Annotated in this window: 20 protein-coding genes; 5 read left to right on the top strand and 15 right to left on the bottom strand. The window is 61.6% G+C overall.

Annotated features, from left to right (window positions below):
• The first annotated feature begins 76 nt into the window (after positions 1 to 76).
• The 4 genes from guaA to NDO48_RS22740 all read left to right on the top strand — a co-directional run bounded on the left by guaA (position 77) and on the right by NDO48_RS22740 (position 5,543).
• A complete protein-coding gene (guaA, locus tag NDO48_RS22755; protein ID WP_018426635.1) occupies positions 77 to 1,639 on the top strand; it encodes a glutamine-hydrolyzing GMP synthase in 1,563 nt (520 codons plus the stop codon).
• 293 nt (positions 1,640 to 1,932) lie between these two features.
• Complete coding sequence (locus NDO48_RS22750) at positions 1,933 to 3,189, top strand: tyrosine-type recombinase/integrase (RefSeq protein WP_267322408.1); 1,257 nt, start codon at positions 1,933 to 1,935, stop codon at positions 3,187 to 3,189.
• 174 nt (positions 3,190 to 3,363) lie between these two features.
• Positions 3,364 to 4,185: a helix-turn-helix transcriptional regulator gene (locus NDO48_RS22745; protein ID WP_267322407.1), complete on the top strand. Its 822-nt coding sequence runs from the start codon at positions 3,364 to 3,366 to the stop codon at positions 4,183 to 4,185.
• 5 nt (positions 4,186 to 4,190) lie between these two features.
• Positions 4,191 to 5,543, top strand: a complete 1,353-nt coding sequence (locus NDO48_RS22740) for a HipA domain-containing protein (RefSeq protein ID WP_267322406.1) — start codon at positions 4,191 to 4,193, stop codon at positions 5,541 to 5,543.
• Between the two features lie 40 nt (positions 5,544 to 5,583).
• On the opposite strand, the gene NDO48_RS22735 is transcribed toward NDO48_RS22740, so the two are convergent.
• The 13 genes from NDO48_RS22735 to NDO48_RS22675 all read right to left on the bottom strand — a co-directional run bounded on the left by NDO48_RS22735 (position 5,584) and on the right by NDO48_RS22675 (position 18,302).
• Complete coding sequence (locus NDO48_RS22735) at positions 5,584 to 5,850, bottom strand: helix-turn-helix transcriptional regulator (protein ID WP_267322405.1); 267 nt, start codon at positions 5,848 to 5,850, stop codon at positions 5,584 to 5,586.
• Positions 5,851 to 6,130: 280 nt separating this feature from the next.
• On the bottom strand, positions 6,131 to 6,361 hold the full coding sequence (locus NDO48_RS22730; protein WP_267322404.1) for a DUF2274 domain-containing protein: 231 nt from the start codon (positions 6,359 to 6,361) through the stop codon (positions 6,131 to 6,133).
• Positions 6,358 to 7,506, bottom strand: coding sequence for a TrbI/VirB10 family protein (locus NDO48_RS22725; RefSeq protein WP_267322403.1), 1,149 nt, complete (start codon positions 7,504 to 7,506; stop codon positions 6,358 to 6,360). Before NDO48_RS22725 ends, NDO48_RS22730 begins: the two co-directional genes overlap by 4 nt.
• Positions 7,503 to 8,483, bottom strand: coding sequence for a P-type conjugative transfer protein TrbG (trbG, locus tag NDO48_RS22720; protein WP_267322402.1), 981 nt, complete (start codon positions 8,481 to 8,483; stop codon positions 7,503 to 7,505). The genes NDO48_RS22725 and trbG overlap by 4 nt, the downstream gene beginning before the upstream one ends.
• Positions 8,480 to 9,169: a conjugal transfer protein TrbF gene (gene trbF, locus NDO48_RS22715; RefSeq protein WP_267322401.1), complete on the bottom strand. Its 690-nt coding sequence runs from the start codon at positions 9,167 to 9,169 to the stop codon at positions 8,480 to 8,482. The genes trbG and trbF overlap by 4 nt, the downstream gene beginning before the upstream one ends.
• Positions 9,166 to 10,515 (bottom strand): P-type conjugative transfer protein TrbL, encoded by a 1,350-nt coding sequence (trbL, locus tag NDO48_RS22710; RefSeq protein ID WP_267322400.1) that lies wholly within the window; start codon positions 10,513 to 10,515, stop codon positions 9,166 to 9,168. Before trbL ends, trbF begins: the two co-directional genes overlap by 4 nt.
• A 3-nt stretch (positions 10,516 to 10,518) precedes the next feature.
• On the bottom strand, positions 10,519 to 10,800 hold the full coding sequence (gene trbK-alt / locus NDO48_RS22705; protein ID WP_267322399.1) for a putative entry exclusion protein TrbK-alt: 282 nt from the start codon (positions 10,798 to 10,800) through the stop codon (positions 10,519 to 10,521).
• Between the two features lie 18 nt (positions 10,801 to 10,818).
• Positions 10,819 to 11,592: a P-type conjugative transfer protein TrbJ gene (gene trbJ, locus NDO48_RS22700; RefSeq protein ID WP_267322398.1), complete on the bottom strand. Its 774-nt coding sequence runs from the start codon at positions 11,590 to 11,592 to the stop codon at positions 10,819 to 10,821.
• Entirely contained in the window at positions 11,589 to 14,045 is a 2,457-nt protein-coding gene (trbE, locus tag NDO48_RS22695) for a conjugal transfer protein TrbE (protein ID WP_267322397.1), read from the bottom strand. The genes trbJ and trbE overlap by 4 nt, the downstream gene beginning before the upstream one ends.
• Positions 14,046 to 14,055: 10 nt before the next feature.
• Positions 14,056 to 14,319 carry a VirB3 family type IV secretion system protein gene (locus tag NDO48_RS22690; RefSeq protein WP_267322396.1) on the bottom strand — a complete coding sequence of 88 codons (264 nt, stop codon included), beginning with the start codon at positions 14,317 to 14,319 and terminating at the stop codon, positions 14,056 to 14,058.
• Positions 14,319 to 14,651 carry a TrbC/VirB2 family protein gene (locus NDO48_RS22685; RefSeq protein WP_267322395.1) on the bottom strand — a complete coding sequence of 111 codons (333 nt, stop codon included), beginning with the start codon at positions 14,649 to 14,651 and terminating at the stop codon, positions 14,319 to 14,321. The genes NDO48_RS22690 and NDO48_RS22685 overlap by 1 nt, the downstream gene beginning before the upstream one ends.
• Positions 14,651 to 15,583 (bottom strand): P-type conjugative transfer ATPase TrbB, encoded by a 933-nt coding sequence (gene trbB / locus NDO48_RS22680; RefSeq protein ID WP_416377215.1) that lies wholly within the window; start codon positions 15,581 to 15,583, stop codon positions 14,651 to 14,653. Before trbB ends, NDO48_RS22685 begins: the two co-directional genes overlap by 1 nt.
• Positions 15,584 to 15,968: 385 nt before the next feature.
• On the bottom strand, positions 15,969 to 18,302 hold the full coding sequence (locus NDO48_RS22675; protein WP_267322417.1) for a transketolase: 2,334 nt from the start codon (positions 18,300 to 18,302) through the stop codon (positions 15,969 to 15,971).
• Between the two features lie 190 nt (positions 18,303 to 18,492).
• Here NDO48_RS22675 and NDO48_RS22670 point away from each other — a divergent pair, with 190 nt between their 5' ends.
• Entirely contained in the window at positions 18,493 to 18,963 is a 471-nt protein-coding gene (locus NDO48_RS22670; protein WP_067965088.1) for an Lrp/AsnC family transcriptional regulator, read from the top strand.
• Positions 18,964 to 19,148: 185 nt separating this feature from the next.
• Here NDO48_RS22670 and NDO48_RS22665 read toward each other — a convergent pair whose 3' ends face one another.
• Complete coding sequence (locus NDO48_RS22665) at positions 19,149 to 19,577, bottom strand: ribbon-helix-helix protein, CopG family (RefSeq protein WP_154385361.1); 429 nt, start codon at positions 19,575 to 19,577, stop codon at positions 19,149 to 19,151.
• Between the two features lie 3 nt (positions 19,578 to 19,580).
• A complete protein-coding gene (locus tag NDO48_RS22660) occupies positions 19,581 to 21,563 on the bottom strand; it encodes a conjugal transfer protein TraG (RefSeq protein ID WP_267322393.1) in 1,983 nt (660 codons plus the stop codon).
• Between the last annotated feature and the right edge of the window lie 20 nt (positions 21,564 to 21,583).

Here is a 21,583-nt window from a genome sequence, read left to right as displayed (position 1 = left end):
GCCATTGCAGTTCGCACTTGTCACCCATGCAATCGAGCCCATTGCGCGAAAGGGAATCTTTCTTTAAACGCCCGCCATGAAGAACTCCGAGCACCCCGAAACCGTCCTCATCATCGACTTCGGCAGCCAGGTGACGCAGCTCATTGCGCGTCGCGTGCGTGAGGCCGGGGTCTATTCCGAGATCGTGCCCTTCCAGTCGGCCGCAGAGGCCTTCAAGCGGATCAATCCCAAAGCGGTGATCCTCTCGGGCAGCCCGCACTCCACCGTCGACATTGGCAGCCCCCGGGCCCCTGATGCGGTCTTCTCCGCCGGCGTGCCGGTGCTCGGCATCTGCTATGGCGAGCAGACCATGTGTGCCCAGCTCGGTGGCAAGGTCGAGGCCGGCCACCACCGTGAGTTCGGCCGCGCCTTTCTCGAGATCCAGGACGACAGCCCGTTGTTCGACGGCGTCTGGGCCAAGGGTACGCGCCACCAGGTGTGGATGAGCCACGGCGACCGCGTCACCGAGATCCCCGCGGGCTTCCGCGTCATCGGCACCTCGAATGGCGCGCCCTTCGCTGCCATCGCCGACGAGGCCCGCAATTTCTACGCCGTGCAGTTCCATCCCGAGGTCGTGCACACGCCCGACGGAGCCAAGCTGCTGCGCAATTTCGTCCACAAGATCGCCGGCATCGAGAGCGACTGGACCATGCACGCCTATCGCGCGCATGCCGTCGAGGCGATCCGTAAGCAGGTCGGTGACAAGAAGGTCATCTGCGCCCTCTCAGGCGGCGTCGACTCGTCTGTTGCGGCACTCCTGATCCACGAGGCCGTCGGCGACCAGCTCACCTGCATCCTCGTTGACCACGGCCTGATGCGCAAGAACGAGGCGGCTGACGTCGTCGCCATGTTCCGCGAGCACTACAATCTGCCGCTGATCCTCGTCGACGCTTCCGACCGCTTCATCTCGGCGCTCGAAGGCGAGTCCGACCCGGAAAAGAAGCGCAAGACCATCGGCCGGCTGTTCATCGAGGTGTTCGAGGAAGAGGCCAAGAAGCTCGGCGGCGCCGATTTCCTCGCCCAGGGCACGCTCTATCCTGACGTCATCGAGAGCGTCTCCTTCACAGGCGGCCCCTCGGTCACCATCAAGTCGCACCACAATGTCGGCGGTCTTCCCGACCGCATGAACATGCAACTGGTCGAGCCGCTGCGCGAACTGTTCAAGGACGAGGTCCGTGTGCTCGGCAAGGAACTCGGCCTGCCCGACTCGTTCATCGGCCGTCATCCGTTCCCCGGACCGGGCCTCGCCATCCGCTGCCCCGGCGGCATCACTCGCGAAAAGCTCGAGATCCTGCGCGAGGCGGATGCGATCTATCTCGACGAAATCCGCAAGGCCGGCCTCTACGACGCCATCTGGCAGGCCTTTGCCGTGCTGCTGCCGGTCCAGACCGTTGGCGTCATGGGCGACGGCCGCACCTACGAGTTCGTCTGCGCACTCCGTGCCGTCACTTCCGTCGACGGCATGACCGCCGACTTCTATCACTACGACATGAACTTCCTCGGCCAGGCTGCCACCCGCATCATCAACGAGGTGCGTGGCATCAACCGCGTCGTCTACGACGTCACCTCGAAGCCGCCGGGCACGATCGAGTGGGAATGATTTAGGCCCATCCGGGCGTATCCAAAAATACGCCACGGTGCGATCTAACTGATTGAAATAAAATATAAAATCTGTTTCTGCCTGTCGAGAACAATCGGCAGGCAGCAGACGGGCCTGTCGTGCGTTCTGACGGACCTCCCCCATATTGCGCTCCCAGATTTTCGAAAGTACCGTCACAGGAACTGAGGGTCGTGACGGTACTTTTTGGCGCATAACTCATTGAATTAAAATGAGTTTATTCGCCGCGAACCTCTGAAATACCCCTGACGGTACTTTCTGGAGGAAATGGGCGCATGTTGACGGACGTTGCTCTTAAGTCATTGAGGCCAAAAGACAAAGCGTACAAAGTGGCGGACCGCGACGGCATGTACGTTCGCGTCATGCCAAGTGGTGCAGTCTCGTTCGGCCTGGATTACAGGATCAATGGTCGGCGCGAGACGATCTACCTCGGCAAGTACGGCCGGGATGGAATCTCTCTTGTGAAAGCGCGCGAGCTTTGTCTCGATGCCCGGCGGGCGGTTCGCGAGGGGCGTTCTCCAGCGCTGGAAAAGCAGCGAGACAAACGGCGCCTAAAGGAAGCGAAGAGCTTCGGCGAGTTCGGCGCGAAGTGGCTGGAGGGCGCGCCTATGGCGGAGAGCACACGCGCGATGCGCCGCTCAATCTTGGAGCGTGATCTGTTGCCGATCTGGCGAAACCGCCTGCTCACCGAAATCACGCCCGACGATCTGCGTGCGCATTGCGCAAAGATTGTCGGGCGTGGGGCGCCGGCGACCGCAATCCACGTTCGAGATATCCTGAAACAGATTTACGGCTTCGCCATCCTGCACGGGGAGAAGGTTTCCAACCCCGCGGACGATGTTGGCCCCGCTTCAATCGCCCATTTCGTGCCACGCGATCGTTCGCTGTCTCCGGCCGAGATCCGAGTGATGTTGAAGACGCTGGAGAAGATCGCAACCCTTCCGACCATTCGGCTGGGAATGAAGCTCTTTTTGTTGACCATGGTTCGAAAGAGCGAACTTCAGGATGCGACTTGGGATGAGGTCGATTTCGGGAACGCTGTCTGGTCGATCCCGAAGGAGCGCATGAAGCGAGCCAAGGCGCACAATGTGTACCTGTCGCGTCAGATGCTCGACATCTTCATTGCGCTGAAGACCTGCGCCGGCAACTCGCGTTATGTCCTGCCATCACGCTACGATGCTGACGCGCCAATGTCGCGGGCCACCTTTAACCGGGTCACCTACCTGGTCGTCGAGCGAGCGAAGAATGACGGTCTGCCTCTTGAGCCTTTCACCGTGCACGATCTGAGGCGGACGGGATCGACGCTACTCAATGAACTGGGATTCAATAGCGATTGGATTGAAAAATGCCTCGCGCATGAGGACGGGCGTTCTTCACGAGGCGTCTACAACAAGGCCGAGTATGAGCTGCAGCGCCGCCATATGATGCAGGAATGGTCGGACATGGTGGATGCTTGGCTCGAAGGTCGGCGGCACATGCCCGTTCTTGTTCCGCCCTCGATGCCGATTTTTGAGCCTGATCCATCTCTTTGAGCTTGTGGTTGTCGGCCATTCTGCTCCCGATCGGTAGCAGAATGGCTCCGGGCGGGTGCCTTTTGCCGATGTGATCCCTTTCGGGAGCAGGTATCTTCGAGTGATACCGATCGGGAGCAGGTGCCCTTGAAACACTGATGAGATGTCGCTATGTTCCCGATCGGGAGCAAATGCATGGCTAGTAAGAAACCTCTATCCGCTCTGGGCGACAAAAGCGCTACGGACCTTGCGAAGCTTGCTGGGCAGGTTGGCTCTCAAGGCCTGGCGAAGCGCATTGCCGATATCAACGCGCCATTTTTAAGCGCGACAGATCTCGTCAAGGCAATTTCGCAATTCGGGATTGCCAGCGACTTTGACAAGCATTTGCCAGCCCTGCCGCCCAAAATCGACCTCCGAATCCCGGATCTGCTGGAACCCGTTCAGGCCACGCTGCCACGCCCGTTTCCTGAGTCAACTCAAGATCTGGCGAAACACATTGCTGGTTTCACCGTTCCCAAAGATGCACTCACAAACCTCGGTGAGGGATTGTTGCCATCGGACTATGGCCTCAAACTTAACGCAACAGATCTCGCCAAGGCGCTCTTGCAGTTTGAGGGCGCCGATACCCTGTTGGGGGGGGCCTCCGAACCGGTTCCAAAGATCAACCTTCAGCTTCCAGACATGTCGCAAGGTGTACGGATCTCTCTGCCGCATCCGATTGAGGAGTCGTCTCAACAGCAGAACAGAGAGACGGGAAGCGATAAGACGATCGTGTCGCGGGCCAATCGTGGCGAGGAAGTGGACGAGTTGGAGATCGTCTCTCCTTCAGATCTCGGACTGCTGGTGAGGCGCGCTCGCGAAACCCGCCATCTGTCGCAGCAGAGCTTCGCTGACCTAGCAGGCGTCGGCCGTAGATTCCTGTCCGAGCTGGAAAACGGCAAGCCAACGCTCGAACTTGGCAAAGTGCTGAAGGTCGTGCGCGCAGCCGGCATATCGCTCCTTGCTCGGCAGAGGTAACGGACGTGGATCTTCTTGCCCTTGATGTAAGGCTGGATGGCTTTGACGATCCTGTTGGCGTCTTCGTACGTGACGAAAGAGGTGCGGTCGCTTTCGGATACAACAGAGGTTATCTCGCGAACCCGGACGCCACTCCTTTGTCTCTGTCTCTACCGCTCGCCGGAGGTCCTTATCCTGATTTTGCCGCGCGGGCCTTCTTCGGCAATCTCCTTCAGGAACGCGACGGCGCACTAACGGACGTGATGGAGCGCGAGGGGCTTGCCCGAGACGACATCGCTGGCCTGCTGTTTCATCTCGGAAAGGACTGTGCTGGAGCCCTCTCTGTCCTCCCAATGGGATCGCCGCCAGTCAAGGTTCCAGGCGACTACCAACGGGACTACGTCCCCATACCGCCCGACCGTCTCGCCGCGATTGTCGAGGCACTCCACAAGCGCCGGCGTTTGCCAGACGGAATGGAGGATCCATCTCCGCTAGCTGGCGTACAAAGCAAGATAGCTTTGACACTTCTTCCCGACGGAAGGCTTGCCGAGCCGAACCCAAGGTCGGGCGCGCCAACGACACACATTCTGAAGGTACCGGATCAGGATCATAAGCGTGATGCGCGCTATGAGGCAGAGGCGATGGATCTATCGCGGATGCTGGGCATGGAAACGGCTGAAGCTACAGCGTTTCCGGTTGGTGGGATCGAAGCCCTTCTCGTGACCCGTTTTGACCGCAGGCGAGACCGGCAGAATAGGGTCGTACGCCTGCATCAGGAGGACTTCGCCCAGGCACTAGGGTTGCCCGCATCGATGAAGTATGAACGGCGTGGGAAGGAAGGCAGTCGTTTTGATGTTCCCGGCATTCGAAAGATACTCGAACAGACAGTTGACCCTGCCCATGCCAAGGAAGCCTTCATTCAAGCCACGATATTTGACCTCCTGGTGGGTAATGCCGATGGGCACGCCAAGAATTTCGCTGTCCTTCATGAGCCGGGTGGCCGTGTCCGCTTGGCGCCGCGCTACGACATCCTGCCCACGCGACTGGACGACAGCCTGACTGACGAACTGGCTTACAGCATCGGTGACGCAAAGACGCTGGACGAAGTTACGCCGAGAGCCCTTGACGCCTTTTTCCAAGCGTTAGGGATCGAAAACGTGGCGGGACGGAGGCGCCTGGGTCAGCGATACGCGAGAGAAATTGCGTTTGCGCTAGCAAGCCGTCTGAAGGCTCTTGAAAAGAAAGAGAAGCGCTTCGCAGACTTGATTGCGTCCAATATCAGGGTTTTGCTCGGCGCCTTGGGGATCGAAATACCCGAAGCAGCCAGGGAGCGGGATGCGTTTATCGGCAAGGCAGGCGGATGGCACATGCCGAGTTGACAGGGACCAGGCGTGCGCCCCCGTTTTGATGTCAACGAGCCTAATCCGTCTCTTTTGACACACGCGATCGCCGTTTGTTGAGATCCGGCGCTGGTGTGCGCTGGATTGGCGTGGCTCTGCGGGCTGTGAGCCACGTCTGAACCTCGCCGAGGTCCCAGACCACGCATCTCGGTGTGAGGGCGAAGCGGCGGGGGAATTGCCCTCGCTGCTCCATTTCGTAGATGGTGCTGTCAGCTAACGGCACAATCTGCCGGAGCTCTTTGCGGCGAATGGTCCGCTTGATCGCGAAATCCCTCTCCAGTGCCATCAATCCCTCCTTAGATTTTTCGGCTTGTGGGCGACTGAAGGCGATTGTGACCGACAGGAAAAGAGCGAAAACGAATACGTCGTACAGGCGGCGGAAATCTCGCGCAAAAAGGAAAGCTAACCAGCGTCTCCGGGAGTGACCGGTCGGCCGCTTGCGGCGGGATGCATGCTACCTTGATCGCGACGAGGTGCCCTATTCATCTGCAAATTCATGAGGATCAACAGTTTCGTCCCCAAAGACGCCAAACTGTTGCAACAGCCGTCAGCAGGCTGCGCCTGCGCTATCGACTGGGATGAGGGGGCCGTCGAGCCTTCGCAAACCCACGATCTGTCGCGATAAAGCGCTGGAGCATCGGCACGATCAGACGGACGGGCTCGGTTGCCGACTGACCGCTCTCGCGGCCGAGGATTTCAGCATAGCTCTTGAGATCGCGATGCAGGGAGGCTGGGAGCTCCAACGTTACCTTGATGGGCTTGTCGTCGGCGATGGGCCCCAACTTCAGCTTGGTCATTGCGTTGCTCCATAGGGCTCGAGCACGAGGTCGCGCGTGACGATGACGCGCACCGGGAAACCCGGCCGGATGGTCAGCGTCGGTGCGACGTTGAGCTGCCTGCGGATGATCTGTTGGCCGGCGTCGTTGATCGTGTCCTGCGCTCCATCGCGGATTGCGCGCAATAGCCTGTTCTCATCGTCGATAGCCAACTCTGCACCGGCGGCAAGCAACGTGGAGAGACCAGCGGCTTTGGCTAGATCCCACCAGTGATAATCGACTCTATCCTCGAGGCCGGCATAGCCTTGCGCATCGGCACTCGGCTGACGCTCGAGAACAATGGAGCGGCCAGTGGGAAAAATGAGCCGGTTCCAGACAAGGAGCGCGCGGCGCTGGCCGAATTGGACGTTGTTGTCATACTGCCCGATGATCCGCGTGCCCTGCGGCACGAGCAGGGCGCGGCCCGTTGGGCTGTCGTAAATGTTCTCCGTCACCTGCGCGGTGACCTGTCCGGGTAGATCGGACCTGATGCCGGTGATGAGGGCTGCCGGGATGACGGCACCGGCCTGGAGAACGAAGGGCGATGCTGGCGACATGACGCGGTCGCGCGCCACTGTACGTTTGTCAGCAGCGGCATTGAGGAATGCCAGTTGCTTGTCCTGTGCGGTCTGCTCGCCAGGCTGGCCTCCCAGGCCAGCGCCCGGAAAGCCCAACGCCGGTTCTCCCGTCCCGACCGTTGCGGCCGATCCTCCCCGTGACTGGAAAAAGACGGTGCTGGTCCGCGCGGCCTCTTCTTCAGCGCGCCGGCGCTGTTCCGCCTCGTCGACAGCCGGTGCCATGATCGCGGGCGGCACCACGGGTTGCCCCCTGTTTTGGGCGTTGAGGATCGGGCGGCCGAGATCGCCCGGCAGCGCCGGCCCGAGGATCGGGCCGGCATAGTCGCGCGGCAGGCTGGCGAGACCGTCGGCGGGTTGCCGATTGGCGGTCGAGTAGAGCTCCTGGTCGTCGGCGCCGGGTACGCGCGTCTGAAACGCATAAACCAGTGCACCGCCGATGCCGAGTGAGGCGACGACGCCGACGCCGACGATGACTTTTGGCGACAGGCGGGTGATGCGCGGCGGTTCGGCACGAAGACGCATCGGAGCCACGTTGTCCTTTTCGCTCATGACGACGGCCTTCCATCCGTGCGCACAATCCTGACGGTCTGCTGTCGATCTCCGCTGCCAAGACGCAACTCGGCCGCGCCGAACAGACGATCGACGATCAGGATGTGTTGGTGGATACGGCTATTTGCGATCTGGGCTTCGCCGTCCGGGCCGATAACCAGGAGTGGAGGCATCTCGCCCTGCACGATGCCGCGAGGAAACTCGACAAAGACGCGCCTGCCGTCGTCATAGACAGAGACCGGCTTCCATGGTGGACTGTCGCCTGTGAGACCATAGCGATAGTTGCGCGCCGCAACAGTCGGAATGAGGGGTGCTGCCGAAATGGCTTGGCGTTGTCCGGCTGGTTGCTTTGGATATGCCCAGGCCACTGCCGGCATGTATGGCTTTTCGCCGGAACGCAGCTCGATCATGTAGGTTCGCCGATCGGTGGTGATGACGAGGTTGGTTGAGATGTCGGCGCGCGTGGGCTTTACCAACACATGGATACGCCGGGTGATCCCGCTACCGCTTTCGGTGTCTCCGATGATCCAGCGAGCTGTGTCGCCGGCGGCGATTGGGCCTGCACCGGTCAGGCTCTCGCCGAGCTCGAGCGCGATGTTGGTGATCTGCCCGGGCGCGGCATAGACCTGATAGAGAGCGCCTTCGCTCCAGGGATAGATCTGGATGGCATTGTAATAACCTTCGCGGCGTGGCTGGACGCGCGCGGCGGCATTGGCATTCTCGACACGTGCTGTCGGTGTCGAGGCGGCGGTACCGCCACGGGCCGGGGTCCAAGCAGGCGGGATATGGAGAGGCTTCGGTTTGACATCTGCCGTAGCCATGGGGATTGCCGGGAGGGGCGGCACGTTGGCGTCGTAGCTGATCACAGGCGGTTTGCTGGTGGCGCAGCCCGCGAGCATGGCGGAAAGCAAAAGTACTGGAGCTGCGGATTTGCGAAAGGACAGGTTGCCGCCTCTGCGGATCGTCGGCCGGTTCATTGGCTCATCTCCTGCGACCAGTTGATGGCGTTGACGTAGATGCCGAGCGGATTGGCGCGGAGCCTTTCGGCATCGCGTGGCGGCTGGATCACGTTGGTCAGGATTGCAGTCCAGCGCTGGGTCGTGGAGAGCTTCCCGCTCTCGTAGTGGCGCTCGGTCCAGGCGACACGGAACGAGTTCGTCGAGGCGCGGATCACCGAGGAGACCTCGACCGCGATCTGTTGCTTGCCGACCTTGGTGAATGGGTCATTGGTGCGAGCGTAGTCGTTGAGTGCCGCAGCGCCGCGATCCGTGGTCCACTCATAGGCACGCAGCCAATTCTGGCGGACGATGATTGGGTCAGCCGGGATCGAGCGGACCTGTTCGATGAAGCGGGCGAGATGCCATGCGATCTGAGGATCGGTTGGCAGATAGTCGGCGCTTGCTGGTACGACAGCTTGCGCCTGACCGAGATTGTCGACTTGCACGACCCAGGGCACGACAGTCCCACGCGTCGACTGCCAGACGAGTGCTGCGGCGAATGCGCCAGAAAGGATCAGCGATCCAAACGCCATGTAGCGCCAGTTCTTGGCTTGAACGCGGGCCGAGCCGATGCGTTCGTCCCATATCTGCGCGGCCTTTTGATAGGGGGTCTCGGGTTGAGGTGTCTTGCCGTAATGCGCGGCGGGTCGCCTGAAGAGGTTCATGAACGATCACTTGTCTGAAGGTTGACGGAAGAGGCGGAGGCATGGCTGTCGCCGGAGCGAACGGCGTGGGCGGTTGTCTGGACGGCATGGCCCATGTGGCCGGACCGGCGCATATGCTGCGCCCAGCCGGGCGGCGTGCTGGGAGTCTGGTTGGTGGAAGAGGGGGCAGGTTCAGCGACGCCTCCGACCGAGCCCATGGTCGAGGAGCCGCCGGTCGAGCTGAAACCGGCCTTGACGCCGTCGGCGAAGCTTGACTTGACGCTAGCGGCAGCTCTGCGAAGCGGCGATGTCGCCGCGTTGCCGGCGGCCTGTGCAACGCCCCCCAGTCCGGAGGCCCTGCCGGCCGCGCCGGACTGACCGAGGGAGGCGAGCGAATAGGCAGAAGACGCAGCACCGGTAGCAACTGCACCGCCACGGACGGCTGCCGCGCCAGCGGAGACGGCGGCAGCGCCGCCCTTCGCCGCAAGACCAGCAGCACCAGCAGCGGCGAGCGTCATGCCACCTGCGGCAAGACCCGTGCCAACCGCCGCTCCGGCGCCAAGCTGGGGCCCACCACTGACAAGCCCCGAGGCGATGCCGGGACCGAAGATGCCGAGACCCAGCAGTGACAGGGCAGCGAGCACGACAGCCATCGCCTCGTCGATGCTCGGGGTCTGGCCGCCGAAACCTTGCGTGAACTGGCTGAACAATGTCGAGCCGATGCCGATGATCACGGCGAGCACCAGCACCTTGATGCCGGAGGAGACAACGTTTCCGAGCACACGTTCGGCCATGAAGGCGGTCTTGCCGAACAGGCCGAAGGGGATCAGCACGAAGCCGGCCAGTGTGGTCAGCTTGAATTCTATCAGTGTGACGAAGAGCTGGATCGACAGAATGAAGAAGGCAAGGATGACCAGGGCCCAGGCGAAGAGAAGGCAGGCGATCTGGATGAAGTTCTCGAAGAAGGCCACCCATCCCATCAGGTCAGAGATGGACTCGAGCAGTGGCCGGGCGGCATCCAGGCCGGTTTGTGCCACCTTGCCGGGGCGCATCAGGTCCGCTGTCGAAAATCCCGTACCGGAGCCCCTGAGGCCCAGGCCCGCGAAACTGTCGAAGACGATGTTTGCGAGATTGTTCCAGTTTGAGATGAGATAGGCGAAGACGCCGACAAACAGTGTCTTCTTGACCAGCCGCGCGATGATGTCGTCGTCAGCGCCCCAGCTCCAGAACAGAGCTGCCAGCGTCACGTCAATGACGATCAGCGTGGTGGCGATGAAGGCGACTTCTCCCCCCAAAAGGCCAAACCCACTGTCGATGTAACGGGCGAAGACTCCGAGGAAGTTGTCGATAACGCCGGCGCCTCCCATGCTTCACCGCCCTTCCTGAATTCGCGGAGCAGGAGGCACGGGCGTGCGACCAAGGAATCGGTCGCGGGTTTCTGCCCAGACGCGCAGGCAATCGGCGTCTTCAGCCGCCTTCAGTCCAAGCTGCTGGCACCGGCGCTGTCTCTCGTGCAGTGGATCGCTCTCGGCCCGCAGCACCTGTGTCGTCGCGGGCACTGCTTCTTTCCGGGTCAATTCGATGGCTGTCGCTGTGATGGCGACAGCGGCGAACACGACTGCGCCGAGGCGCGCCAGCATCTTGCCGTCCATGATGTTCTCCTCTGGCTGTCAGTTGCCATTGTTGAACATGCGGGCATTGCCGGGCTGATAGCCGGAACCCGGGGTCAGGAAGCGGCGGCGCTGCTCGCGGCCCTGTTCGGCAGCGGCTGCACGTTCGGCGTCGGTGAGTGCCTGCGCCCGGCCATTGGCAGCGATGACTGCAGTGAGATCGGCGAGTTGCTGAGCCTGGAGCGCTAAAAGCTGGTTACCGGCTTGTGTTGCTTGAAGTGCACCGGCCGCATTCTGGCTCTGGCCGATCAGCGCCGACATCTGGGCGCGATTGGTCTCGATGTTTTCGACGGCGCCTGCCTGTACACGCATGGCGTCCTGCAAGCCGCCCACGGTGTTTTTCCAGCGTGCACGCGCGTTGGCGACGAGCTCTTGATCGGAGGCCGACAAGGACACGCTGCCATATTTCTGTTCGAACATCTGGTCGATCTGCTGGACGTCGAAGGCGATGTTTTGCGCCTGGCTGAGAAGCTGCTGCGTCTTTTGCACCGACTGCTGAAGCTGCTGGAGAGACGAGTATGGCAGGCTCGCCAGGTTCCTCGCCTGGTTGATGAGCATCTGCGCTTCATTCTGCAGACTTTTGATCTGGTTGTTGATCTGCTCCAGCGTGCGGGCGGCGGTGAGCACGTTCTGCGCGTAGTTGGTCGGATCGTAGACAATCCGACCAAAGAAGGCCTGCGCTGGGCTCGTCAGCGCGGGCGAAAGCGCACCGGTCGCAGAAAGAACCGTTGCTCCAATCAAGGCAGCGCGAAGGGTCGAGAGTTGCGTGGTCATGGCGTGGGATCCTTCTCAGGTTCGGGGACGAGATTGGTGAGGTTGGGGATGAGGTCGACCGCCCAATCGACGCCGCGGGTGCGCAGCCAGGCAGCGAGGAAGCCATTGCGGCCATGCTCACCTAGGATCTGCGCAATCAGCGTCTGGTCGGTTTTTGAGGATGCAGCGCAAAGCGCGAGGGCGACCTCGGAAAGGCCGAGTTCAAAGAGCCGGTTGCCGCGCCGAGACTGGCAATAGTAGTCGCGCTTTGGCGTAGCGCGCGCCAGGATCTCGATCTGGCGATCGTTGAGGCCGAAACGACGGTAGATTGCGGTGATTTGCGGTTCGATTGCGCGTTCGTTCGGCAGCAAGAGCCGGGTCTGGCAGCTCTCGATGATAGCGGGCGCGATCGCGGAGCGGTCGATGTCGGACAGCGATTGCGTGGCAAAGACCACGCTGGCGTTCTTTTTGCGCAAGGTCTTCAGCCACTCCCGGATCTGGCCGGAGAAGCCATCGTCGTCGAGTGCGAGCCAACCTTCGTCGATGATGATGAGCGTAGGCGAACCGTCGAGCCGATCCTCGATACGGTGAAAGAGATAAGAAAGCACCGCAGGGGCGGCAGCCGTGCCGACCAGTCCCTCGGTTTCGAAGGCCTGGACAGATGTCTCGCCGATGCGCTCGAACTCGGCGTCGAGGAGCCGGCCATAAGGACCTCCGACGCAGTAGGGGCGTAGCGCCTGTTTCAGGTCATTCGACTGGAGCAGGACGTTGAGGCCGGTGAGCGTGCGCTCGTGGACGGGGGCGCTGGCGAGGGAGGTAAGCGCAGACCACAGATGCTCCTTGATCTCTGGAGTGATCGGGACGCTCTCACGGACCAGGATCGAGACAATCCAGTCGGCTGCCCAGGCACGCTCCGGTACGTGATGGATGCGCGCGAGTGGCTGGAGTTGTACCGGCTCGCCAGCATCACCAGTCAGGTCGCCACCAAGATCGTGCCAGTCGCCGCCCATGGCGAGTGTAGCGGCGCGGATCGAGCCGCCGAAATCGAAGGCGAAGACCTGCGAATGGCGATAGCGGCGGAACTGCAGCGCCATCAGGGCGAGCAGCACTGATTTGCCAGCACCTGTCGGGCCTACGATCAGCGTGTGACCGACATCTCCGACATGAAGGCAAAAGCGGAACGGGGTAGAGCCTTCGGTCTTGCCGAATAGGAGAGGGGGCGCTGCGAAATGCTCATCTTCTTGTGGTCCTGCCCACACAGCGGAAAGCGGGATCATGTGGGCTAGATTGACCGTGGAGAGCGGCGGTTGCCGCACATTGGCGTAAACGTGACCGGGCAGCGAACCTAGCCAGGCGTCGACGGCATTTATGGTCTCGGGCGTGCATGTGAAGTCGCGGCCCTGGATGACCTTTTCGGCGAGCCTCAGCTTTTCGTCAGCGACACGCGGATCGGCATCCCAGACGGTGAGCGTCGCAGTGACATAAGCCTGTCCGGCATAGTCGGCGCCCAGCTCCTGCAGGGCGACATCGGCGTCGGCAGCCTTATTGGCCGCATCTGTGTCGACCAAAGCAGCAGCCTCATTTGTCATTACCTCCTTCAGGATTGCTGCGATCGACTTGCGCTTGGCGAACCATTGCCGCCTGATCTTGGTCAGCAGCTTCGTCGCGTCAGCCTTGTCGAGGAGGATGGCGCGGGTCGACCACCGATAGGGGAATGCGAGACGATTGAGCTCGTCGAGGATTCCAGGCGTGGTCGCGGTCGGAAAGCCGACGATGGTGAGAATACGAAGATGTTGGTCGCCAAGACGTGGCTCGAGCCCGCCTGCGAGGGGCCGGTCCGCGAGTAGCGCGTCAAGATGCATCGGCGTCTCGGGAACGCGCACTCGATGACGTTCGGTCGAAACGCAGGCATGGAGGTAAGACAGGGTCTCGACATCGTCGAGCCATGCGCAATCCGGCATGAAACCTTCGACGAGTTGCAGCACACGGTCGGTGCGGTCGATGAAGCCGACGACGATCTCGTGCGGATCGACGCCGCTTTCGGCTTTGCCTTCATAGAGCCAGCTTTCCGCGCGCGCAGTGTCCTCGGCCGGGGGCAGATACGTGAAAGTCAGGAAGTAGCTGGACTCGTAATGGGCCCCGGTCTCTTCGAAGCCGGCCTTGCGCTCGGCATCGACCAGGGCGGAAGCGGCGTCTGCGAATGTGCTTTCCGGGTAGGCGGCGGCTGCATGACGCTGCGCTTCGACGAAGATTGCCCAACCCGAGCCAAGGCGCCGGAAGGCGTTGTTGAGACGGCTGGAGATGGCGACCAGTTCGGCTGCAACAGAGCTGTCGAGATCCGGGCCGCGGAAACGGGCGCTGCGCTGGAGACTGCCGTCCTTGTTGAGGACAACGCCCTCGCGCACGAGCGCTGCCCAAGGCAGGAAGTCCGAGAGGCGGGCATTTCGGTTTCGATATTCGGCAAGGTTCATCATGGCGACTACCTCACGTCCTGAGGTGGCCGGGGATGCGCAGATGCCTGCGCACGACGTCGGCGAACATTGGATCGCGCTTGGCGGCCCAGACGGCAGCAAGGTGCCCAATCAGCCCCAGCGCGATCCCGACGATCCAGAGCCGCAGGCCGAGCCCGAGGGCCGTGGCCAACGTGCCGTTCAGGATGGCGATTGAGCGGGGGGCGCCGCCGAGCAGGATGTGCTCTGTAAGCGCCCGATGTACGGGTGCGCTGAACCCTGGGACTGGTTCTTCCATCAGACGAGCGCTCCGCCGCCGAAGCTAAAGAAGCTGAGGAAGAAGCTTGATGCGGCGAAGGCGATCGAGAGGCCGAAGACGATTTGGATCAGTCGCCGGAAGCCGCCCGAGGTGTCGCCGAACGCGAGTGTTAGTCCGGTCACGATGATGATGATTACGGCGATGATCTTGGCGACCGGTCCTTCGATCGACTGCAGGATCTGCTGCAGAGGCTGTTCCCAGGGCATCGACGAGCCTGCGGCGTGTGCGACAGGGGCGACCGTTAGTGCAAGGGCGGCGACCGAGCAGAATGCCGCGATACGGCGTCTGGCTTGGGAAAAGGGTGGCGTCATCAGGAGGTTCCTTCGTTGTTGGAGGTGATGGGAGCGATGCGGTAGTCGCCGCCGGGGTCGAGCCCCTCGACGCGAGCAAGTTCAGCAAGTCGTCGGGCGGAACCGCGCCCGGAAAGGACCGCGACGAGGTCGATGGTTTCCGCGATCAGTGCGCGCGGGACGGTGACGACGGCTTCCTGAATAAGCTGCTCGAGGCGCCGCAGGGCGCCGATGCAAGTGCCTGCATGGATGGTGCCGATGCCGCCGGGATGGCCGGTGCCCCAGGCTTTGAGGAGATCGAGCGCTTCGGAGCCGCGCACCTCGCCCACGGGAATGCGGTCGGGGCGCAAGCGAAGCGACGATCGAACGAGATCGGAGAGGGAGATGACGCCTTCTTTGGTACGAAGGGCCACGAGATTGGGCGCGGCGCATTGCAGCTCGCGCGTGTCCTCGATCAGGACGACGCGATCCGAGGTCTTGGCGACTTCCGCAAGAAGGGCATTGGTGAGCGTGGTCTTGCCGGTCGACGTGCCACCAGCGACGAGAATGTTGGCGCGCGCCGCAACAGCCTGACGAAGCGCAGTTGCCTGCTGCGCGGTCATGACGTCGGCTGCGACGTAGTCGTCGAGGGTGAAGACGGCGACAGCCGGCTTTCGGATCGCAAAGGCAGGTGCTGCGACGACAGGCGGCAGTAGCCCTTCGAACCTCTCTCCCGTTTCGGGAAGCTCGGCCGAAACACGCGGATTGCCGGGATGCACTTCGGCGCCGACATGGTGGGCGACGAGGCGAATGATGCGTTCGCCGTCCGCGGCCAGGAGCGTGCAACCTGTATCTTCAAGCCCGCCGGAGAGGCGATCGATCCAGAGCCGCCCATCGGGGTTCAGCATCACCTCGACGATGGATGGATCTCCCAGGAACCCGGCGATCGCGGGGCCCAGTGCGGTGCGCAGCATGCGCGCACCGCGCGAGGATGCTTCGGAATGTCGTTGAGAAATCGCCACCTAGTCCCCGTTCTCGTTCGGGTGGCGCGCCGCGCTACCCTGATCGGGGATGATTAAGAGAGCCAGAAGTCAGGCAGGTTCAACAGGTTTCAGGGGGAGTAGTAGAGTAGCGTGAAAATACAGGCGAATGGCGGGGCGATGTCTTATGACCAGGCATTTGGTGATCGACAGCAGCATGTTGCGATCTCAAGACTTGCGGGGTTTTCTGTCGGAAACAGAGACGACATTGCTGTTTTCGCGGATGGCACATGGTGCGAGGCCTATGAGGGAACGCTCCTCAGTCGCCTGTTCGCGGCGTATTACCATTTGCTGCCGAGCCGCCTAAGATACGCAGAACTCACATCGCAACGACACCGAGATGCCGTATCGGCTTGGCTCCGGAAACCGCCTCCGCTGCGCGTACAATGCCCTGCGCGTCGATGCCATAGTGCCGGTAAAGATCAGCAATGGTGCCCGTCTGGCCGAAATGCTCGACGCCGAGCGGCCGGATGCGGTGGCCATGGACAGACCCGATCCATGCCAGTGTGGCAGGATGACCATCGACCACTGTGACCAGCCTGCAGTGCGGCGGTATCGCCTCGAGCAGGCGCTCGATATGGCTTCTGGCGTGGATCAGACCGCGTTCGCGCGCCCGCTGGGCCGCAGTCCATCCGGCGTTGAGTCGGTCGGCCGAGGTAACGGCAAGCAGGCCGACATCTCGCCTGTCTTCCCCCATCAGCCCGACCGCCTCGATCGCTTCGGGAGCGACGGCGCCCATATAGACGACCACGACCTCTGCATTGGGGCCGGGCTTGCGCATCCAGTAGCCGCCGTTGACGATCTCTTCCGAAAGTCTGGGGCCGATCTGGCGGTTCACCTGGTCGATGGAGCGGGTTGAAAGCCTGAGGTAGACCGAACCGCCGACGGCATCCCTGAGCCAGGTTGCCTCATCCGGCTCGGCCTCGCCGGAGCGTTGGATGTAGTCGAAGGAGAAGCGCAGTATGGTCGCCAGTTCGTCGACAAAAGCGGGCTCGAAGGCCGCCAACCCGTCTTGCGCCATGCCGATCAGTGGGGTCGCTATCGACTGGTGCGCGCCGCCTTCCGGCGCAAGCGTGACGCCGGAAGGAGTTGCGGCGACTATGAAGCGGGCGTCCTGGTAGCAGGCATAATTCAGCGCATCGAGACCGCGTTCGATGAACGGGTCGTAGAGGGTTCCAACCGGCAACAGGCGCTCGCCGAAGATCGAATGCGAAAGACCCAGCGCCGACAACATGATGAACAGATTCATCTCGGCGATGCCGAGCTCGATGTGCTGGCCCTTGGGCGAGAATTCCCAGTTGAAGGTCGACGGGATGCGTTCCTTACGAAATAGGTCGGCCATCTCGTTACGCGCGAACAGGCCGCGGCGGTTGACCCAGGCGCCGAGATTGGTCGACACCGTGACGTCAGGTGAGGTTGTGATGATGCGCCTTGCGAACTCGCTGTCCTGTTTGCCGATCTCGTGCATGAGCAGGCCAAAACCCTGCTGCGTCGACATCTGCGGCTGGACGGGCGCCTGCAGCACCTCGGGTACGTCGATATGCGCCGACGCATAGCGCCTCCGGCCCTTGGCGATGAAAGGCGCCTTGCCAACAAAATCGGCTACCTGCGCCGCCGGCTGGACGAGGCCTTCGAAGGGCTCCCATTCGTGTCCAGGCCGCACGCCATGCGCGGCGCGCAGGCTGTCGACTTGCGCCAGGGTCATGAGACCGGCGTGATTGTCCTTGTGGCCGGCGAGCGGGAGACCGAAGCCCTTGATCGTATAAGCGATGAAACAGACGGGGCGGTCATGCGTGCGCGCCTTTTCGAATGCTTCGATCAGCGTCGGCAGATCGTGGCCGCCGAGATTGGTCATCAGTTGCGACAGTTCCGCGTCACTGCGGCTCTCGATCAGCCGGGTAACCGCACCTTGGTCACCCATATCGTCGAGCAGGCGCTTTCTCCAGCTAGCACCGCCTTGGAACGTCAGGGCCGAATAGAGCTGGTTCGGGCAGCGGTCGATCCATTGGCGAAGGGCTTCGCCCCCTGGTTCGGAAAAGGCCTGCTCCTGCAACCGGCCGTATTTGAGCAGAACGACATCCCAACCGAAGTTTTGAAACAGGGACTCGAACCGTTCCCACAGCCCCTCGCGCACGACCGCATCGAGGCTTTGTCTGTTGTAGTCGACGATCCACCAGGTGTTACGCAGGCCGTGCTTCCACCCTTCCAGAAGCGCCTCGAAGATGTTGCCTTCGTCCATCTCGGCGTCGCCGATTAGCGCGATCATCTTTCCGTCGGACAGCTGCTTGGCCATCCCTTTGGTGTGGAGATAGTCTTGGACCAGCGAGGCAAACAGTGTCTGCGCAACGCCGAGGCCGACCGAACCGGTCGAGAAGTCGACGTCGTCCACATCCTTGGTGCGGGATGGATAGGATTGTGCGCCCTTGTAGCCGCGAAAATTCTGCAGCTTTTCCAAGGTCTGGTTGCCAAACAGATACTGGATCGCGTGGAACACCGGACTCGCATGCGGCTTGACCGCCACCCGGTCCTCGGGCCGGAGGATTTCGAAATAAAGCGCCGTCATGATCGTCGCCAGGGACGCCGACGACGACTGGTGGCCGCCAACTTTAAGCCCATCGTCGCTGGGACGGATATGGTTGGCATTGTGGATCATCCAGGTGGCGAGCCACAGTACTTTTTTCTCCAGTGCTGCCAGCAACTCCAGTCGATCTTTTTCCACGAAATCCTCCCTCGAATTTGTGACGACCATAACTGGATGATCGCAGCGATTTCAGTCAATTTTGACTGCAGAGAGCGGAAGTATTGGCTGGTTTTGCGAAAAGTGTCCCGATATATGATGAACTATGGCAAAACCAATCATCGATGCGATCGACCGCAAAATCCTGACAATCCTGCAATCTAACGCGCATGCGACGAGCGACGAGATTAGCCGGGAAGTCGGGCTCTCCCCGTCGCCCTGCGCCCGCCGGGTTCGGAATCTGGAAGAGATGGGCGTGATCAAAAGTTACGTGGCCGTTGTCGACCAGGTGAAGGTCGGCCTGCCGATCAGCGTCTTCGCCTCGATTAAGCTGGAGCGGCAGCGGGAGGAAGAACTTGACCGGTTCGCCAGGGCCGTCCAGCGCTGGCCGGAGATCGTCGAATGCTACCTGATGACAGGTCAGCGCGACTACCTGCTTCGGATCGTCGTGAAGGACCTCGAGGCTTACGAAGCTTTCCTCAAGCGAACGCTCACCCGGCTCGAAGGCGTTGCCTCGATTGAATCGAGCTTCGCGTTGGGGCAGGTGAAGCACGCGCAGCCGCTGCCGATCGAATAACCGCCACAAGACCATCCAAGCGAACGCCCGCTCCAGCATTGCGCTTCCTGCCTTCTATCAAGTCGAGCACGGTGCGGGCGGCCTCGGGTACATTGGTGCCTGGCCCGGACATTGCCGAGACGCGACCGATACTCGCTGGATTTTCTCCGCGAAATCCGAGTGCGCCTCAACCATCGTGGTCGCTCCTAAAGGCCGCCTTCGGTCGAGTGATGCTGATCAACATCATCTGGAATCTCTCGCAGAAAACTCTGGCCCTTCTGCAGTCGCTTGCCGAGCGTTTCGACGAAGCCTTCGAAACGCTCTCGTCCCTTGGCCTGAGCCGCGGCTTGCGCCTCAGGCGGCAGTGGCGGGGTGATCGAAAGCCAGAAGCGCACGAAAAGGGCGAGGGTTTCCGCGGTCACGCCAAGATCGCGCTCCATCCGCTGGATTTGTCTGGACAGTCGATCGAGCCGGCGTGCGAAGGCTGCTTCACGCGCATCGGCGTGATCGGGCGACAGAAACGAACTGACAGCCGCCTCTACGATGGCCGACCTGGGCAATTTCTTGCGATCGGCAAGCTCGTTGATGCGCCCGATGAGCTCCACCGGCAGGGTGAGATTGAGCCGATCACGCATGCCCTAGAGCTCCATACCGTCGCCTGGGTCGAGTGCGACCTGGCGTGCGATGCCGCTCATCTGACGGCGCAGCGCCTGACGACGCCGAACGGCGTCCTCCGGCTCGTCGTCGAGGATATGCGCGAACTCCTGAGCAGGCGTATGATCCGTGGTTTCTTTTGCGATGGCCACGTGTTCGGGGAGCTCCGGTTCGCGGCGCAGCCCCGCATTGGCGCTGTCTGGCACTTCAGCGGTTGCTGATACGGGATGGGGATCCTGCGGTAGGACTGTCGACCAGTTGTCGCGTCGGCTGGTCCTGTCCAATTCGGATGGATCCGGCGGCTCCATGACGCGTTCGCGGAAGCGCACATCCTCATAGTAGCGCGCCTTTGTTGCCCGTATCGGCGGCGTACCTGCGATCATGACGATTTCTTCGGCCGGTGGTAGTTGCATGACTTCACCGGGGGTGAGAAGGGGCCGTGCCGTTTCTGAACGCGAGACCATCAGGTGCCCGAGCCATGGCGAGAGCCTGTGGCCGGCATAGTTCTTCATCGCCTTCATTTCTGTGGCTGTGCCGAGAGCATCGGAGACGCGTTTGGCGGTCCGCTCGTCATTGGTCGCGAAACTCACCCGCACATGGCAATTGTCGAGGATCGAGTTGTTGGCGCCGTAGGCCTTTTCGATCTGATTCAGCGACTGAGCGATGAGAAAGCTCTTGATGCCGTAGCCGGCCATGAAGGCAAGCGCGGACTCAAAGAAATCGAGGCGACCGAGAGCTGGGAACTCGTCGAGCATCATGAGGATGCGATGCTTGCGTTTCGTGGTGTGCAGGTCCTCGGTGAGCCGTCGGCCGATCTGGTTGAGGACGAGGCGGATCAGTGGCTTTGTTCGGGATATGTCCGATGGCGGGACGACCATGTAGAGCGTCGTCGGCTTTGCCTCGGCTGTGAAATCCGCGATGCGCCAGTCGCAACGGCCAGTCACTTCCGCGATGACCGGATCGCGATAGAGGCCGAGGAAGGACATGGCAGTAGAGAGCACGCCGGATCGTTCGTTGTCGGATTTGTTGAGGAGCTCGCGCGCCGTCGACGCGACAACCGGATGCGGGCCGGCCTCGCCGAGATGCTTCGTCGTCATCATCGCTGCTAGCGTTGCTTCGATCGGGCGGCGTGGATCGGAGAGAAAGGCGGCGACGCCGGCAAGGGTTTTATCTTCCTCGGCATAGAGGACATGCAGGATCGCACCGACCAGAAGGGAGTGGCTGGTCTTTTCCCAGTGATTGCGTTTGTCGAGCGAACCTTCCGGGTCGACCAGAATATCGGCAACGTTCTGCACGTCGCGCACCTCCCAATCGCCGCGACGAACCTCAAGCAGGGGATTGTAGGCGGCTGATTTCGGATTGGTTGGATCGAAGAGCAGTACGCGACCATGCCTGTTACGGAAGCCGGCTGTGAGTTGCCAGTTCTCGCCCTTGATGTCGTGAACGATTGCCGAGCCCGGCCAGGTCAGGAGCGTAGGCACCACAAGGCCGACGCCTTTGCCGGAACGTGTCGGCGCAAAGCACAGCACATGCTCGGGCCCGTCATGGCGCAGATAGTCGTTGTCGAACCGGCCAAGCACGACGCCGTCCGAGCCGAAAAGCCCTGCGGCCTCCACCTCCTTCATTTGGGCCCATCGTGCGGAGCCGTAGGTCTGGACGTTCTTGGCCTCGCGAGCGCGCCAGACCGACATGCCGATGGCGACAGCGATAGCGATGAAGCCGCCTGAGGCCGCAATGAAGGCGGCCCTGTTGAAGATCTCGGGTGCGTAGGCATCAAAGAAGTACCACCACCAGAAGAAGGCGGGCGGATAGTAGACCGGCACACCACCGAGCCTGAACCAGGGCGTGCCGAGCTGCGCCTGATACCCAAGCTGCCAGGCAACATATTGGGTCGCAGCCCAGGTCGTGGCGATCACGATCAGAAGGACCACTGCGATTGGCCCCCAGAGGATTTTGGTCGCTGACATGCGTGATCTCTTTCCGTGGT

Origin of the sequence: Aminobacter sp. MET-1, assembly GCF_026521175.1 — a bacterium.
Lineage (GTDB): Bacteria > Pseudomonadota > Alphaproteobacteria > Rhizobiales > Rhizobiaceae > Aminobacter.
The sequence above is the reverse complement of the archived record's forward strand: the minus strand, read 5'-3'. Positions and strand labels throughout refer to the sequence as shown.